Annotated in this window: 14 protein-coding genes; 8 read left to right on the top strand and 6 right to left on the bottom strand. The window is 47.0% G+C overall.

Annotation, left to right across the window (positions count from 1 at the left end):
* Nucleotides 1-139 precede the first annotated feature (139 nt).
* The gene (locus tag GWC95_RS04970; protein ID WP_161817595.1) at nucleotides 140-2,305 is read left to right on the top strand and encodes a S9 family peptidase; all 2,166 of its coding nucleotides are present in this window, start codon (nucleotides 140-142) and stop codon (nucleotides 2,303-2,305) included.
* Nucleotides 2,306-2,373: 68 nt separating this feature from the next.
* Nucleotides 2,374-3,204: a hypothetical protein gene (locus GWC95_RS04965; RefSeq protein WP_161817594.1), complete on the top strand. Its 831-nt coding sequence runs from the start codon at nucleotides 2,374-2,376 to the stop codon at nucleotides 3,202-3,204.
* A gap of 21 nt (nucleotides 3,205-3,225) precedes the next feature.
* Here the strand turns inward: GWC95_RS04965 and GWC95_RS04960 are convergent, their stop codons facing one another.
* Nucleotides 3,226-4,425, bottom strand: a complete 1,200-nt coding sequence (locus GWC95_RS04960) for a DUF4407 domain-containing protein (protein ID WP_161817593.1) — start codon at nucleotides 4,423-4,425, stop codon at nucleotides 3,226-3,228.
* A 186-nt stretch (nucleotides 4,426-4,611) separates the two neighbouring features.
* On the opposite strand from GWC95_RS04960, the gene yidC reads away from it, so the two are divergent.
* Complete coding sequence (gene yidC / locus GWC95_RS04955; protein WP_161817592.1) at nucleotides 4,612-6,456, top strand: membrane protein insertase YidC; 1,845 nt, start codon at nucleotides 4,612-4,614, stop codon at nucleotides 6,454-6,456.
* 151 nt (nucleotides 6,457-6,607) lie between these two features.
* Nucleotides 6,608-7,237: a hypothetical protein gene (locus tag GWC95_RS04950; protein ID WP_161817591.1), complete on the top strand. Its 630-nt coding sequence runs from the start codon at nucleotides 6,608-6,610 to the stop codon at nucleotides 7,235-7,237.
* A gap of 196 nt (nucleotides 7,238-7,433) precedes the next feature.
* Here GWC95_RS04950 and GWC95_RS04945 read toward each other — a convergent pair whose 3' ends face one another.
* On the bottom strand, nucleotides 7,434-7,775 hold the full coding sequence (locus GWC95_RS04945) for a hypothetical protein (protein WP_161817590.1): 342 nt from the start codon (nucleotides 7,773-7,775) through the stop codon (nucleotides 7,434-7,436).
* Between the two features lie 133 nt (nucleotides 7,776-7,908).
* Between GWC95_RS04945 and GWC95_RS04940 the strand changes: the two genes are divergently transcribed.
* The 3 genes from GWC95_RS04940 (at nucleotide 7,909) to GWC95_RS04930 (ending at nucleotide 11,097) form a co-directional block, all read left to right on the top strand.
* A complete protein-coding gene (locus GWC95_RS04940) occupies nucleotides 7,909-9,330 on the top strand; it encodes a tetratricopeptide repeat protein (RefSeq protein ID WP_161817589.1) in 1,422 nt (473 codons plus the stop codon).
* Between the two features lie 181 nt (nucleotides 9,331-9,511).
* Nucleotides 9,512-10,273 (top strand): phosphosulfolactate synthase, encoded by a 762-nt coding sequence (locus GWC95_RS04935; protein ID WP_161817588.1) that lies wholly within the window; start codon nucleotides 9,512-9,514, stop codon nucleotides 10,271-10,273.
* Between the two features lie 92 nt (nucleotides 10,274-10,365).
* A complete protein-coding gene (locus GWC95_RS04930; protein ID WP_161817587.1) occupies nucleotides 10,366-11,097 on the top strand; it encodes a shikimate dehydrogenase family protein in 732 nt (243 codons plus the stop codon).
* A gap of 6 nt (nucleotides 11,098-11,103) precedes the next feature.
* Here GWC95_RS04930 and GWC95_RS04925 read toward each other — a convergent pair whose 3' ends face one another.
* The 4 genes from GWC95_RS04925 to GWC95_RS04910 all read right to left on the bottom strand — a co-directional run bounded on the left by GWC95_RS04925 (nucleotide 11,104) and on the right by GWC95_RS04910 (nucleotide 13,351).
* The gene (locus tag GWC95_RS04925) at nucleotides 11,104-11,577 is read right to left on the bottom strand and encodes a DUF2059 domain-containing protein (protein ID WP_161817586.1); all 474 of its coding nucleotides are present in this window, start codon (nucleotides 11,575-11,577) and stop codon (nucleotides 11,104-11,106) included.
* A 92-nt stretch (nucleotides 11,578-11,669) separates the two neighbouring features.
* Nucleotides 11,670-12,104 carry an acyl-CoA thioesterase gene (locus GWC95_RS04920; RefSeq protein WP_161817585.1) on the bottom strand — a complete coding sequence of 145 codons (435 nt, stop codon included), beginning with the start codon at nucleotides 12,102-12,104 and terminating at the stop codon, nucleotides 11,670-11,672.
* A gap of 111 nt (nucleotides 12,105-12,215) precedes the next feature.
* The gene (rdgB, locus tag GWC95_RS04915) at nucleotides 12,216-12,797 is read right to left on the bottom strand and encodes an RdgB/HAM1 family non-canonical purine NTP pyrophosphatase (protein WP_161817584.1); all 582 of its coding nucleotides are present in this window, start codon (nucleotides 12,795-12,797) and stop codon (nucleotides 12,216-12,218) included.
* Between the two features lie 26 nt (nucleotides 12,798-12,823).
* On the bottom strand, nucleotides 12,824-13,351 hold the full coding sequence (locus GWC95_RS04910) for a hypothetical protein (RefSeq protein ID WP_161817583.1): 528 nt from the start codon (nucleotides 13,349-13,351) through the stop codon (nucleotides 12,824-12,826).
* A gap of 65 nt (nucleotides 13,352-13,416) precedes the next feature.
* Between GWC95_RS04910 and GWC95_RS04905 the strand changes: the two genes are divergently transcribed.
* On the top strand, nucleotides 13,417-14,481 hold the full coding sequence (locus tag GWC95_RS04905) for a branched-chain amino acid aminotransferase (protein ID WP_161817582.1): 1,065 nt from the start codon (nucleotides 13,417-13,419) through the stop codon (nucleotides 14,479-14,481).
* Nucleotides 14,482-14,781 lie beyond the last annotated feature (300 nt).

Below are 14,781 nucleotides of genomic sequence, written 5' to 3'. Positions count from 1 at the left end.
TGAGTGGATTATGAAGGTTGGTTGAACTATATTATCGTTTCTCAAATCTTACCCGCCACTTCTTATATCTTGTCTCTTGTTCCCTATCCCTTGTTCCTTTCCCTCCAAAGAAGTATTTTTCAGGTATCAAACGAACGCCATGAAAAAAAACATCTGCCTTATCCTGGGATGCCTCATCCTCTTCTCCTTCCATACCAACGCACAGGGAATAAAATGGACCCGCGATGGCAACGGGTTCTTTACCATAGAAGGCGGTGAGATCTTCAAAACAGAACTGCCGGCGCTAACCAAAACAACAGTGCTTGCCAAAGCATTGCTCAAGCCGAAAGACAGCGCAAACCCTTTACCCGTGCGCGATTTCATTTTTTCTGCCGACGATAAAAAGGTGCTCATATATACAAATACCAAACGCGTATGGCGCGCCGATACGCGTGGCGATTACTGGTTGCTCGATCTTACCACCAACAACCTGAGAAAACTTGGCAGAACCCGGCCCTCATCGTCTCTCATGTTTGCCAAATTTTCTCCCGACGGAACAAAGGTTGCATATGTAAGCGAGTTCAATATTTATGTGGAAGATGCAGCATCCGGAAAGATCACGCCGCTCACCACCGGCGGTACACGAAAGATCATCAATGGTACGTTCGACTGGGTTTATGAAGAAGAATTCAACTGCAGGGACGGTTTCAGGTGGAGCCCTGATAGTAAAAAAATTGCGTACTGGCAGATCGATGCCACCAATACGAAGAATTACCTGATGCTCAACACAACGGATTCCATTTACCCATTCGCCGTTCCTGTTGAATACCCGAGCGCCGGCGAACCACCGTCTCCCTATAAAATTGGCGTAGTGGATGTGGCCACTGTAAAAACAAAATGGATGAGCCTGCCTACAGACCCGGTGCTGCAATCGTATGTGCCAAGAATGGAATGGGCGGGCAACAGCTCCCAACTCATCCTGCAGCACCTCGACCGCAAACAACAGGAAAGCAATATCATGATCTGCGATGTGGCAAGCGGCGCATCTCATTCCATTCACAAGGAAGTAGAAAAGGCATGGATAGATGCGGCTTCTTCTTTGTCTGATAAGTTCTGGCTGAATGGCGGTAAGGAATTTCTCTGGTCGAGCGAAAAAGACGGATGGGATCACCTCTACCGCATTTCGCGCGATGGCAAAACAGAAACACTCATTACCAGGGGTAACTACGATGTGATCAGCGTAAATGCCGTGGACGATGCCGGCGGCTACGTTTATTTTTACGCAAGCCCCGACAATGCTACCCAACGCTATCTCTACAGAACAAAACTGGATGGATCGGCAGCGCCCGAACGTTTGTCGCCCGCCAACCAGCAAGGCACGCATTCTTACACCGTATCGCCAACCGGGAAATTTGCACAGCATTCTTTCTCCAACTACTACACGCCCTCATCGCGCGAATGGGTAACATTGCCCGATCACAAAGCGTTCAATGGCGATAATGTAAATACGGCAGTTGCAAAAGCAGACAAGAGTAAATCGAACATCGAATTCTTCAAAGTAAAAACAGAAGACGGTGTAGAGATGGATGGCTGGATGGTTAAACCCACCAACTTCGACAGGTCGAAAAAATACCCCGTGGTGTTCTTTGTGTATACCGAACCTGCCGGTGCAAACGCAAAAGACCAGTATGGCGCGGGTTTCAACAATATGTACAAGGGAAATATGGCCAATGATGGTTACATATATATCACCATCGACAACCGCGGCACACCGGTGCCGAAGGGACGGGAATGGAGAAAGTCGATCTACCGCCAGATAGGCCGCCTCAACATCCGCGACCAGGCAATGGGTGCAAAAGAAATTTCGAAATGGCCCTTTGTAGATACATCGCGTATTGCAGTGTGGGGCTGGAGTGGCGGAGGTTCTGCAACGCTCGATCTCCTGTTCCAGTATCCTGAAATTTACAAGACGGGTATTTCAATCGCTGCCGTAGGCAACCAGTTAACGTACGACAACATTTACCAGGAACGTTACATGGGACTGCCGCAGGAGAACATGGAAGATTTTGTAAAAGGATCGCCCATTACCTATGCAAAAAACCTCCGCGGCCACTTGCTGTATGTTCACGGAACAGGCGATGATAATGTGCATTACAACAACGCAGAAAAACTCATCAACGAGTTGGTTGCAAACGGTAAGCAGTTTCAACTCATGAGCTATCCGAACCGTACGCATGGCATTTCCGAAGGCAAGGGAACCACGGCGCACCTGCAGCAGCTGTATACAGATTTCCTGAGAATGTATTGCCCACCGGGCGGAAGATAGGGGCAGGAAGATTTTAACTTACATTAACAATGAATAATGTACTTTGATGGCTAACCTGTTTAACGGCCATGCACAAACTGCGTCTATTCATCACAACGGTAAGTTTTAGTTTTCTTTTTTTGTCGGCCGGTGCGCAGCAGCAAAGCCCTTACGCGGGAGAGTGGAAGGGGTTGATGAAGGATTCGATCACTACTTTTAATTATTCCATCCGCATTACAAAAATAGAGAATGGCGAGGTATGGGGTACGGGAATGTCGGGCAATCAAACCCTGTATTGCGAAACGAGTTTGCGGGGCACCATCAAAAACGGCCGCCTGAGCATCCGCGAAACGGAGGTTGTACGCACCAACTACAGGAACAAAGACGCTGTGTGTTTGCTTGAGTTGGATGTGGTTGAAGTGAAGAACAAAATGCTGCTCGGTGTGTACAAACCCATTACCAATGCTGCAAGCTGTTTGCCTGGCTCTTTCACCTTATCGTTCCAGGAGCCGGTGGATGCATTGCCGAAAGTAGAAGTGGTTGCCCCGGCCCCCAAACCAACACCGCCCCAAAAGCCACGCGAACTCACGCTCATTAAAGAAATTGTGATCGATGCGGATTCTGCATTTGTGCAGCTTTACGACAATGGTATTGTTGATGGCGATATGATCACGCTCACAGACAATGATGCCGTGGTATTTTCAAACGCGGCATTGTCTACACAGGCGTTGAAACATACCATCAGCAACAAAACAACAAATACGCATTCCATTTCTTTTGTGGCCGATAACCTCGGCTCCATTCCGCCCAATACCGGGTTGATGGTGATCACCGCAAACCGGCAGCGTTGGGAGATCAATTTTTCTTCAGATTTTGCAAAGACCTCTTATGTGAAAGTGATTCTGCGGCCAAGAAAATAAATTGCGGTTGTTGAATTCGCGTCACGATTCCTGCTTCGTCAGCATATCGTTCTTCATGTCTTCCCACAAACCATCAAAGCTTTTTGTTTTTTCTTCCTTCCAGGTTTTCAGTGCAGCCATCATTTTTTCTCTTCTTTCTTTTTCCGTTTGGGCAAAGAAATCTTTGATGAATACCGAATCCTGTTCAAACGCGGTTTCGTTGTAAAGTTCCTTTAATGCAAGTGAGCGGCGATGGTTGTTTTGTGTAAGTTCCGTTTCCAGTTTTTCGCGCAGCGCAACTTTCTCATCGTAGCTTCCTTCGGGTAACATGGTTTTGGAGATGACGGGCATCAATTCGATCAGCAACAAAATGGCCACGAGCAGGTAATAACGAAATGCGACCGACCCATTGTTCTGCACAAGATGGTTCAGCGCTTCTATGCGTGTGATGAAACCATCGTTCAGCAAGGTTTCAAACGATGCCTGCTCCTTTTGAATGGAGGCATCGATGGCCGCGATGGAACTGTCGATGCGCTGCAGCTCCGGGCGCGCTCCTGTTTCTTTCAACCGGTAATCGGCATCCAGTTTCTCGTAGGTGCTTTGTTTTGCCTGCGCAATGTCTTTCAACCCGATCTTCCTGCTGCCACCGGTTCCATCGGTTTCTGCGATAAATGCATCGCGCGCGGCTGAAACTTCTGCGTAACGTGTGCCGAGTTCGCTGGTGATCTTGTTTTTTTGTTGCTGAAGAACGGAGCGTTCCGCGTAATAAAGCGAATCCTGTTTCTGGCGTTTCTCTTTTTTGCGCTGCTCATTATCGAGCGAGATCTGAACATGGATCTCTTTATCGAATAAATACAGCAAAGCCGGCTGCGCCATGAACAGGCCGATCACCAATGCCAGCGCACCCCTGAATGCAAAGGGCACCCATCTTTTTTTGTTCGAGCGGCTGATGCCCTTGATCAGCGCCCTGTCGATGGTAAGGATGATCCCGCCCATAAAAACACCAAGCAAAACAGCCACGGCCCAATGGCTTACCACCGTGCTGAAAAAATAGGTCCACGCCAACGTTGCAAACGACCAGGTTGCCAAAACCGTCCAGCCAACAATGGCATAGCGGCTGCGGTCCACCACACAGTCCTGCAACAGTTCATCCTCGGCGGTAGACAGCCACCACAAAAAGCGGGTAAAGCGGGATGGCGCATGCCTTTCCGCCTGGAAAACAGGGTTTGTATTTTCCTGCATAGAAAATGTTTTAAAAGCCTGGAAAAAGGGTAGAAGCCGGGTTGGTTGAAGCGGGAAGCATAAAGAAACGGGTAAAATGCGGTATTTGTCGCAGAAAAGCGCGTTTTATTACTATTTTAACGAGTGGCGAACTTTTGGCGCAATCTTGGTTCCAAACGTTACCTTTGCGGCTCAACAAAATTTCGTATGAAGACGGATAAGAATACGGTCATTGGGTTTGTTCTGCTTGGCCTTTTGTTTTTTGTTTATTTCTGGTACAGCAATAAAACCACGAATGAAGCGCGTGCATTTGAACAGCACAAAAAAGATTCGCTCGAAAAGATAAGACTCGCCAATATAAAACCGCAGGATACCATTGCGGCAAGAATTGATTCTTTAAAAAGAGATTCAATATCCCGCATTTCCTCTGCAGGCGATTTTCAGACCGCGGCGCTCGGTACGGAACAACTGGTTACCATCGAGAACAGCGTGATCAAAGTAACTTTTACCAGTAAAGGCGGCCAGGTTAAGCAGGTAGAACTGAAGAATTACAAATCTGCCCACGACGGCAAACCGATCGTACTTTCTGGCAGCAACCAGCTCGGCTACAGCGTAAACACTTCCGCCAATGTTTCCACGCAAACCAGCGCACTCTATTTCAACGCGGCCCAGCCTATGGTGAATGCCGATAAGAGCCAGACCGTAAACTTCACCCTCACGGCGCCCAATGGCGAGAGCATTACGCACCAGTATGTTTTGAAAGAAGACGCTTACATGCTGGATTGGAACGTATCGCTTACAGGGGCAGACAAATTGCTCAGCCAGGGACAAATGAACGTGAACTGGCATGCAGAAACTTTCCAGGCAGAGAAACAATCCGATTACGAAAGAACACAATCGAACATCACTTTTTCAGAGGGCGGCAGTTTCGATTATATATCCGCGAAAACGGAAAGGAAATTTGAAGAGCCCGTTCAGTGGATCGGTATGGTGCAGCAGTTTTTCAACAGCACACTGATCGCGAAAAACAGCTTTAACAGCGGGCAGGTAACCTGGTCGCGCAAAACAGATTCAAGCAAAGGCCTGGCAACAGCAGATGCGGCCATGCAGATCAAGGTGCCGGTTGCGGGTTCGGTAAGCGTTCCGTTCCAGATGTATTATGGCCCTAACGATTACAGCATCCTGAAGAAACAGGCGCCTGAAATGGACAAGATCGTGAACCTTGGCCGCGACATGTACGCGTTCGTTCGCCCGATCAACAAATACATCATCATGAATGTGTTTGATTTCTTTGCAAAGTTTGTAAAGAACTATGGATGGGTGGTATTGTTGCTCACTTTGTTCATCCGCCTGGTAACGGCCCCGCTTACTTACAAAAGTTACCTCAGCGGCGCAAAAATGAAAGTATTGCGCCCGGAACTGGATGAGATGAAAAAGAAATTCGGCGACGACAAACAGGGCTTTGCCATGGCCCAGATGAAACTGTTCAGGGAAGGCGGTGTAAGTGCATTGGGTGGATGTATTCCTGCCTTGCTGCAGATCCCGATCTTCTTTGCATTGTACAGCTTCTTTAACTCGAACATAGCGCTGCGCGGACAGGAGTTTTTGTGGAGCCATGATCTTTCGTCTTACGATTCGATCGCACACCTGCCCTTCAGCATCCCGGGATATGGGGATCATGTGAGCCTGTTTACCATCACGGCAGTACTCACCAGCTTTTTGATCTCGATCTACAATATGAACATGACGCCAACGCAGGACAACCCGGCTTTGAAATACATGCCGTATATATTCCCGTTCATGTTGCTGTTCATCTTCAACAAGCTTCCATCGGCGTTGACGTGGTATTATACCGTTTCAAACATCGTTACGCTCGGGTTGCAGTTCGTGATACAGAATTACATCATCAACCACGATAAGATATTGGCCGATATCGAGGCCAAACGAAAGGCCCCGAAAACAAAAAGCAAATGGCAGGAGCGGTACGACCAGATGATGGAAAGCCAGAAGAAATTGCAGGAAATGAAGGATAAGCAGGCGAAGAAGAAATAATCGCTGCGCAATAAGATGCATGGAGCAAGGTTACAGAAAGCCAGGAGAAGCTTGGATTTTTTGTAACCTTGTTTTTTTAGCGCACTTCAATGGTTCTTTTAACAAAACCCCGGCCCTGCGCACGGGAAATTTTCGTTACCTTGGCTGTATTATGAAAGCCATTTTTACTTCGCTTCTTTTTTCATTAACGGTATTTGTTGCTACGGCGCAGCGCGTGGTAGCGGATTGTACGGTTACCTTTGCGATCGCAACGGACGACGGCAATGCAGACAAGGATGTGACCGAATCACTGAAGGCAAGTACAAAAACGGTTTACATCAAGGGAAACGACAGCCGTACGGATCTTGTGAGCCCATCTTTCACCCAAACGTTGTTGTACAACAAGAACAGCGGAAGCGCGGTAATACTGCGGGAGTTTGGCAACAATAAATTCATGACCAGGCTCGACAATGCAAAATGGGCCGCGGAAAATAAAAAGTACGAGGGGATGACGGTCTCGCTTTCACAGTCGGAAACAAAGACGATCCTGGGGTACGAGTGTAAAAAAGCAGTGATCCAGATGAAAGACGGCAGCAACTTTAATTTGTATTATGCCACCGCCATTGTTCCATCGGTTAAGGAGTTTGAATACCAGTTCAAAGACATTCCCGGTTTTGTTTTGGAATATGAAGCAGAGGCGGATAACAAGAAGATCAAATACACGGCCACCAAGATCAACATCAGCCCGGTGCCGGCTTCAAAATTCGACCTGCCCACCAGCGGTTACAGGTTGTTGAATTGATTCAGCAGGAACAAGCCTCGGCCTTTTATAGAGAGAAGGTCATCATATCACAACTGCTTCAACTTTTTACCCGGGTAATTTGTTATTAGGAGGCAATGATCGGTTGGCGGATCCAACGAGCATTGGTATAATGTCACGATTCATGACGGCATAAAAAATACACGAATCATCCATAAACCAATAAAAGAAAAATGAATTAGTGTTGCGCCGGAGAAGGTGTTTTGAACTTAGGCACTTTTACTTTCACTTTGTAAGCATAAACGAAAGTAGTGTTGCCATTGTCGAAACGCAGCGTATTCGCCTCGGCGCCTGTAGATCCAGGTAAAGCCTGTGGCCCTTTGTACTGGAGATTTGCCTTGAGCGATGAAAAGGATAAGCCTTTGTGAGAAAGCGAACTGAAGTTTTTCAGGGAATATTTACCCGTTTTCAGCTTCTCATCAGCGATACCGGTGAATGAGAACGAAGCATACGCCATCTGTATAACCATCACGAGAATGGCTACGATCGAGGCTTTTTTTATGATTTGCTTTGTCTTCATTACGATACAAATGTACAACTTTTCATAATAACTACCCAATTCTGATTTTATTAACATTAGTTAACAAAGAAATCCTGTCTAATTACGTGCCAGACAGGTTTTTTAGTCATAAATTGTATAAACCTAATAGCCAATGCGAGAAAATCCGTACCGCGAAGACCGCGAAGAGCTAAAAGAACTCCTCAGACAATACCAGAACCTCAAGAACGGCAGAACCCATACTTTTCTCGAAGAAGATGCTTTTGAACGCATTATCGACCATTTTGATGAAAAAGATGACCTGCCGGAAGCACTTGAGGCGGCCGAGATAGGTTTGTCCCAGTTTCCCTATTCCTCCCAGCTTATGATAAAAAAAGCTGATCTGTTGCTCGCCACGCGCAAATACAGGGAGGCCCTCGATATACTCGAAACGGCAGAGTTATACGATGCCAGCGACCTGAATCTCTATATTCTTAAAACAGATGCCTACCTGGCGCTCGACCAGCAGGCGAATGCCATAGAACTGCTCGAGACTGCACTTTCGCTGTTTGAGGGCGAGGAAAAGATCGACCTTTTGTTTGAATTGGCGGATGTGTACGACGATTACGAAGAATTTGACAAGGTCTTTGATTGCCTGAAGCTTATCCTGGAAACCGATCCGTCGAATGAAGAAGCGTTGTATAAGATCTGTTTCTGGACCGATTTTACCGGCCGCAACGAAGAAAGCATCCGTTTGCACCAGCAGATCATAGAGGAGTTTCCGTTCAGCGAGCTGGCCTGGTTCAACCTGGCCGCGGCTTACCAGGGACTGAAACTCTACGAAAAGTCGATCGACGCCTACCAATACGCCGTGGCGATCGACGAAAAGTTTGATTATGCCTACCGCAACATGGGCGATGCCTACCTGCGCCTGCGCAAATACAAGGAAGCCATCGAAGTGCTGGAAAAAGTGCTGGAGCTTACCCGCCCGGAAGATGTGATATACGAGGCCATTGGCCACTGCTACCACAGGATGGAAAACTATGCACAGGCAAGGTTTCATTACAAAAAAGCGGTACACCTCAACCCGGACGACAGCAAACTGCATTACAAGATCGCCGTAACCTATATGCTGGAGGAGCAGTGGCAACCGGCCATCAAGCAGCTGGACAATGCCATGCGCATCCACCGCACCGTGCCCGAGTACAACCTGGCAATGGGAGAGTGCAAGATGCATCTCAAGCAATACAAAGACGCGATCCAGTATTTCGGGTCCGTTGTTCGCCACAAATCAAAAAACGTGGCCGGTTGGGAAGCGTTGATCCGCTGCCTGATCAAGGCCGAATTTTACGACGAAGCTGTGGAACAATGCATGGCCGCCACGAAGGCCACCGACGGGAAACCCGTATTCCTGTTCTATTACAGCACCATCCTGTTCATCCAGGGCAAAACAAAAGAGGCCCTGCTGAAACTCGAAACAGCGATGGAGAAAGCGCCGAAACACCTTAAGAAATTCATCGAGCTCAATCCTTCCATTCTACAGAATAACCAGGTGGTTGATATCGTGGCGAGGTATAAGAAGGGGAAGAAGTTATAGGTTGGTGAACGCCTATTGTCATTTTTTTGCCACAGATTTCACGGAGGACACAGTTGTTTCCTGGGGGGATGTGGCATCCTGGGCGATTCAACTGTGTCCTCCGTGAAATCTGTGGCATCCACTTTAAAACAATAACCACACTGATTTCCTATCTTTGCCGCGGAAAAAAAGCAACAGCCACATGAATTTTAATCTTACTCAAATCCCGCAGCGCACCACGCAACCCCGTACATCAGGCTTAACGATGGTGATGGATAAGGGGCTCAGCATCAACGAGGTTCACGATTTTGTAAGCGTAACCCGACCGCATATTGATATTGTGAAACTGGGTTTCGGAACTTCTTTTGTAACACCAAACCTGCGTGAGAAAATTGAAGTGTATCATTCTTACAATATTCCTATTTATTTTGGCGGTACTTTGTTTGAAGCGTTCCTGATCAGGAACCAGTTCGACGATTATATCGCCGTCTGCAAAGATTACGGTATCAAATATGTTGAAGTAAGTGATGGCTCGGTGAGCATTCCGCATGCAGAAAAATGTGGTTATATCGAAAAGCTTACCAAACATGCTACTGTATTAAGTGAGGTGGGTAGCAAAGATGCCGCGCACATCATACCACCCTATAAATGGATCGAGCTGATGCGTGCAGAGCTTGAAGCAGGTTCTTCCTACGTGATCGCCGAGGCGCGTGAAGCGGGCAACGTTGGTATTTACCGCGGCAGCGGTGAAGTAAGAGAGGGCCTGGTGCAGGAGATCCTTACACAGATCCCGGAAGAAAAGATCATATGGGAAGCTCCGCAGAAAGCACAACAACTTTATTTCCTCGAACTCATCGGCTGCAACGTAAACCTCGGCAACATCGCCCCTAACGAAGTGATTCCGCTGGAAGCAATGCGGATCGGTTTGAGGGGAGACACATTTGAGTTGTTCCTCAATAAATAACGATGTTGAATGGCCGGCCGCACCAGCGCCGGTCATTCCTTATTCACCATTCACGACGAACACACCCGTTACCCTTACGAAAAAACGCCTTTATGCCCCGTTTTGGCCTTCTCGGATACCCGCTCACGCATTCTTTTTCGCAGCAATATTTTACAGAGAAATTCGGGAAGCTTGGGTTAACAGACTGCGTTTATGATAATTTTTCCCTTCCCGATATCGAAGAATTACGAGCAGTGCTTGAACGGTACAAGGATCTGCGTGGGTTCAACATCACCATTCCCTACAAAAAACAGGTACTTGGTTTCCTGCATGAAAGCACTGATGCTGTAAAGGCAATGGGCGCATGCAATTGTGTTGACATCAAAAACGGCGCTCTCAAAGGGCACAATACAGATGTGGTCGGGTTTGAGCAATCGCTGGCGCCTTTTCTCAGGTCGTACCACACCAAAGCACTCGTTCTTGGTACAGGGGGCGCTTCTGCGGCGGTTGAGTTTGTGTTGCACAAGCTTGGCATCGGTGTTCAGTATGTTTCCCGGAGTGCATCGGCAGGTGCCATCGCGTATGAAGACATAACCGGGGAGATCATGGCAACGCATAAGCTGATCGTTAATACAACACCGGTAGGGATGTATCCTAATGTGCATGATTTTCCGGCAATACCTTATCAATTCATCACAACAGAGCACCACCTGTATGACCTTGTGTATAATCCCGCAGAAACCAGGTTCCTCGAATTGGGCAGGGCGCGCGGAGCGGGCACCCAGAACGGCTACGAGATGCTGATACTGCAGGCCGAAGAAAGCTGGCGCATCTGGAACACCTGACCGGCGTTATTTTTCTTTGATGTAACCCTTTGCCTTTAATTTACTCATCACCTTTTCACCAACCTGCCGGCCCCAGCTCTCACCAATTTCCATCGATTCTTTCAAAATGAATGGCATGGATGAAGTAAATTTTTTTCCCACGGGAGAATTGTAGAAAACAAGCAAGGCGTCGATATCCGGTTCGGTTAGATATTTATCGTAGACGGGCAACATTAAACCCATCAGGTCTTCGGTTTTAGACTCTTTTAAAAATTCCTCCCAGAACGCATTGTCCACGTTCGGGTAACGTATTTTCATCGACTGGACCAAACTACTCATCATCTGTAAACTCAGCTTAGCCGAACCTGTTGTTTCCATGAGGAGCTTGATCTTTTCCTGTTTGGATTCGCTGACCTTTGTTTGTTGAGACGGCTCCGCTTTTTGTGCAGGTGCAAGGAAAGGAATTAAAAAAAGCAGGCAGATGAAAAGCGGGCGTTTCATGTTAAAAATTTTGGCGTTACCTAATGTAAGATTATTAAGCCACGATAAAAAAAATTAATCTTTTTTTCAATTCGCAAAAGCGAAATGACCAGTTAACCGGCTGACAATTTATTGATCACCGATGTTGGTATTGCCATCTTCTTCTTTGTTGCGTAATCAAATCCCATCATCCCTGTTTTTGCTTTCCCGGCGAGGGTCAACGCTTCGTTTTCGATGAGTTCGATCCTGTAAAAAATATCGAAACCGAGTTTGTCGAACCCATCGGCGGCTACGGATATTTTTACCTGGTCGCGGTGACTGAGTTCTTTTTTGTACTCGATGGCTACATCGGCCATGATCAGGCCAAAACCTTCTATATCGAGTTCTTTGTAGCCATGTGACAAAAGAAACTGTTGCCTCGCTTCGTGAATAAGGGAAAGAAAACTATCGTTTCCCACATGGCCGCCGTAATTGATGTCCGTAATACGGATGGAGAGCATCGTTGAAAAATAAAAGTGTTCGGGGAGGTCTATCTTGATGCGGTTCATGATTTGTTTTTATTTATTGGATCGCCTGTTGAATGCATATTTTTTGGTTGACAGTAAAGATCGATAGACCGATCAACAGGCACAACAAAAAAACAACGGCTCAGCTAACGGTCATCGTGCGTTTAAGAAACCGATCAGCTTTGCAACCGCTTTTTTGCGATGACTGTATTTGTTCTTTTCTGCCATTGTCATTTCTGCAAAACTGGCGGCTGAACCCGTGGGAACGAAAACCGGATCGTAACCAAACCCATGAGAGCCTCTCTGATCTTCCAGGATGTGCCCTTCGCAAACCCCTTCGAACAGGTATTCTTTGTTATCGAGGATCAGTGAGATCACGGTCCTGAATCGCGCGGCGCGGTTTGTTTTTCCCTGGAGTTTTTCCAAAACCTTGTCAATGTTTTTTTGAAAATCCCTTCCATCGCCTGCGTAGCGCGCGCTTTTTACGCCGGGTTCGCCGTTCAGCGCGTCTATTTCAAGCCCTGTGTCCTCACTGAAACAATTCTGGCCCGTGAGGTTGTGAATGGTCTGTGATTTTTCAGACGCATTGGCCTCCAATGTGTCGTGGGGTTCCGGGATATCGATGTCGATACCTGCTTCTTTCAACGTGATGATCTCGAACAATGCACCCATAACGGCGCGGATCTCTTCAACCTTGTTCTGGTTATTGGTAGCGAAAATCAGGGTTGTTTTCATTTGGATTTATTTGCCGCTGTAAACTTCTATATGTTGAACATTTTTTTAAGGCTCAGCCAAAGCTTGCTTTTTTCGAGCCTCGCCTCCTGCGATTCGCCCAACATGGTGTTCAATGCGGGCGCGAGCAGGAATTGCCTGTCGTCGTATTTCTGTACCTGGTAGTACGGAACTGTAAATGGCAATTGAACTTCCTCCGCCGTTACGCCAAAAAGCAATAAACTGGTCGGCGCAAGCTTTTCCTTTATAAAATGATAATCAACCGCATCGTTGTAGTGGTTAACGATCGCCACATCGCCAAGATTGAGCTTGCAGGCGCCTAAAATATTGGAAAGGAACTGCAACGAATCGTCTTGCAGGTACACAGCTTCTTTTTCGCTTACCAGCAGCGTAATTTTTCGTAAATTGCTGCCCAGAAACCACTGGCGGTCGACAGCCGGGGCGGTTTTCGCGGGCGGTTTTCTTTCGGTCTTCGGTTCATCACCAGCCATAACGATGCTATGCTTATAAAGGTCAGCGATCAGGAAATCAGGTAGCTGGAAATTCGGGTCACTCATGCCGTTGAAATATTAACAGTCGTTAGTTTTCAGATTTTTTGTTTATTTGCGTCAAATATAAAACTATGGTAGCAGCAGCAGGCATAAACATTACAAAAGTTGAGACCAGTAAATTACAGGACATCAACCTCGAGAATCTTCCGTTTGGCCGTTATTTTACCGACCACATGCTGGAAGCGGATTATGAAAACGGAGAGTGGAAAAATGTAGAGATCAAACCTTACCAACCTTTGCTTCTTGAGCCTTCCCTGGCAGCGTTGCATTATGGGCAGGCGATCTTTGAAGGGATCAAAGCGTATAAAGATACAGACGGCAATGCAGCTATTTTTCGTCCGTATGATAATTTTAAACGTTTCAATATTTCTGCAGAGCGCATGAATATGCCTGTGGTGCCGGAAGAAATATTTATTGAAGGGATGCGTATGCTCATTGACCTCGACAGGAACTGGATCCCGTCTATGGCCGATCACTCGCTTTACATCCGCCCATTCATGTTCTCGTCAGACCCCGTGATCGGTGTAAAACCTTCTGAAACTTACAAGTTCCTGATCATACTCAGCCCTACCGGCCCTTACTACGCCGCGCCAATGCGTATTTACATCGAGGAAAACTATACACGTGCGGCCCCGGGTGGTGTGGGTTACGCAAAAAATGCGGGTAATTATGGTGGAAGCATGCTGGCAACCACCATGGCAAAAAAACAGGGTTACGACCAGGTTTTGTGGACCGATGCTTTTGAACACAAATACCTCCAGGAGGTGGGAACGATGAACGTGTTCTTCGTGATCGGCAATAAAGCAATCACTCCTTCGCTCGAAGACGGTACCATCCTCGCGGGTGTAACACGAGATAGCGCGATGACGGTGCTTGCAGAAATGGGTCTCGAGGTGGTGGAACAAAAGATCAGCATCGACGACCTGATCGCCGCACACAAATCAGGCGAACTGCGCGAAGTATTTGGTACGGGAACGGCAGCCACGATCTCTCTTATCAAAGAACTGAAATACAAAGACTATATAATGCACTTTGATACCGATGCCTGGACAACCGCTCCTGAACTCAAAAAACGCCTGAACGCTATCCGTAATGGCGCTGCCGCAGATACGCATGGCTGGATGTTCAGGATCTGACAACGGAACCTGGAAAACCTCAATAAACATTGATGCGAACCAATAAGAACGGTAGACGGCGTTGTGCGTGTTAAGGAATAACCTGTTCTCTTTATTGCATTAATTTACCTGTGCTTTTATGTGAATCACATCAGTATTCACATAAAAGCATTTTTTTTTTGATAAACCTTGTATTAACCAACGCAGAAACGAAAATATATCGTCCCATCGCTCTGTTAAACGTTGTCAAGCCTGTCTTATCCATGATGCGAAATGGTACAACCAAATTCGGGATTATTTCGCTGTTCGAATTCGATGTTC

Origin of the sequence: Sediminibacterium roseum (genome assembly GCF_009939005.1) — a bacterium.
GTDB lineage: Bacteria > Bacteroidota > Bacteroidia > Chitinophagales > Chitinophagaceae > Sediminibacterium > Sediminibacterium roseum.
Note: the sequence above shows the minus strand (reverse complement) of the source record. Positions and strands in the feature narration are given on the sequence as shown.

Excerpts from the sequence above, each read along its gene's own strand:
- GWC95_RS04970 (WP_161817595.1), top strand. The coding sequence starts at position 140 with ATGAAAAAAAACATCTGCCTTATCCTGGGATGCCTCATCCTCTTCTCC.
- GWC95_RS04965 (WP_161817594.1), top strand. The coding sequence starts at position 2,374 with ATGCACAAACTGCGTCTATTCATCACAACGGTAAGTTTTAGTTTTCTT.
- GWC95_RS04960 (WP_161817593.1), bottom strand. The coding sequence starts at position 4,425 with ATGCAGGAAAATACAAACCCTGTTTTCCAGGCGGAAAGGCATGCGCCA.
- yidC (WP_161817592.1), top strand. The coding sequence starts at position 4,612 with ATGAAGACGGATAAGAATACGGTCATTGGGTTTGTTCTGCTTGGCCTT.
- GWC95_RS04950 (WP_161817591.1), top strand. The coding sequence starts at position 6,608 with ATGAAAGCCATTTTTACTTCGCTTCTTTTTTCATTAACGGTATTTGTT.
- GWC95_RS04945 (WP_161817590.1), bottom strand. The coding sequence starts at position 7,775 with ATGAAGACAAAGCAAATCATAAAAAAAGCCTCGATCGTAGCCATTCTC.
- GWC95_RS04940 (WP_161817589.1), top strand. The coding sequence starts at position 7,909 with ATGCGAGAAAATCCGTACCGCGAAGACCGCGAAGAGCTAAAAGAACTC.
- GWC95_RS04935 (WP_161817588.1), top strand. The coding sequence starts at position 9,512 with ATGAATTTTAATCTTACTCAAATCCCGCAGCGCACCACGCAACCCCGT.
- GWC95_RS04930 (WP_161817587.1), top strand. The coding sequence starts at position 10,366 with ATGCCCCGTTTTGGCCTTCTCGGATACCCGCTCACGCATTCTTTTTCG.
- GWC95_RS04925 (WP_161817586.1), bottom strand. The coding sequence starts at position 11,577 with ATGAAACGCCCGCTTTTCATCTGCCTGCTTTTTTTAATTCCTTTCCTT.
- GWC95_RS04920 (WP_161817585.1), bottom strand. The coding sequence starts at position 12,104 with ATGAACCGCATCAAGATAGACCTCCCCGAACACTTTTATTTTTCAACG.
- rdgB (WP_161817584.1), bottom strand. The coding sequence starts at position 12,797 with ATGAAAACAACCCTGATTTTCGCTACCAATAACCAGAACAAGGTTGAA.
- GWC95_RS04910 (WP_161817583.1), bottom strand. The coding sequence starts at position 13,351 with ATGAGTGACCCGAATTTCCAGCTACCTGATTTCCTGATCGCTGACCTT.
- GWC95_RS04905 (WP_161817582.1), top strand. The coding sequence starts at position 13,417 with ATGGTAGCAGCAGCAGGCATAAACATTACAAAAGTTGAGACCAGTAAA.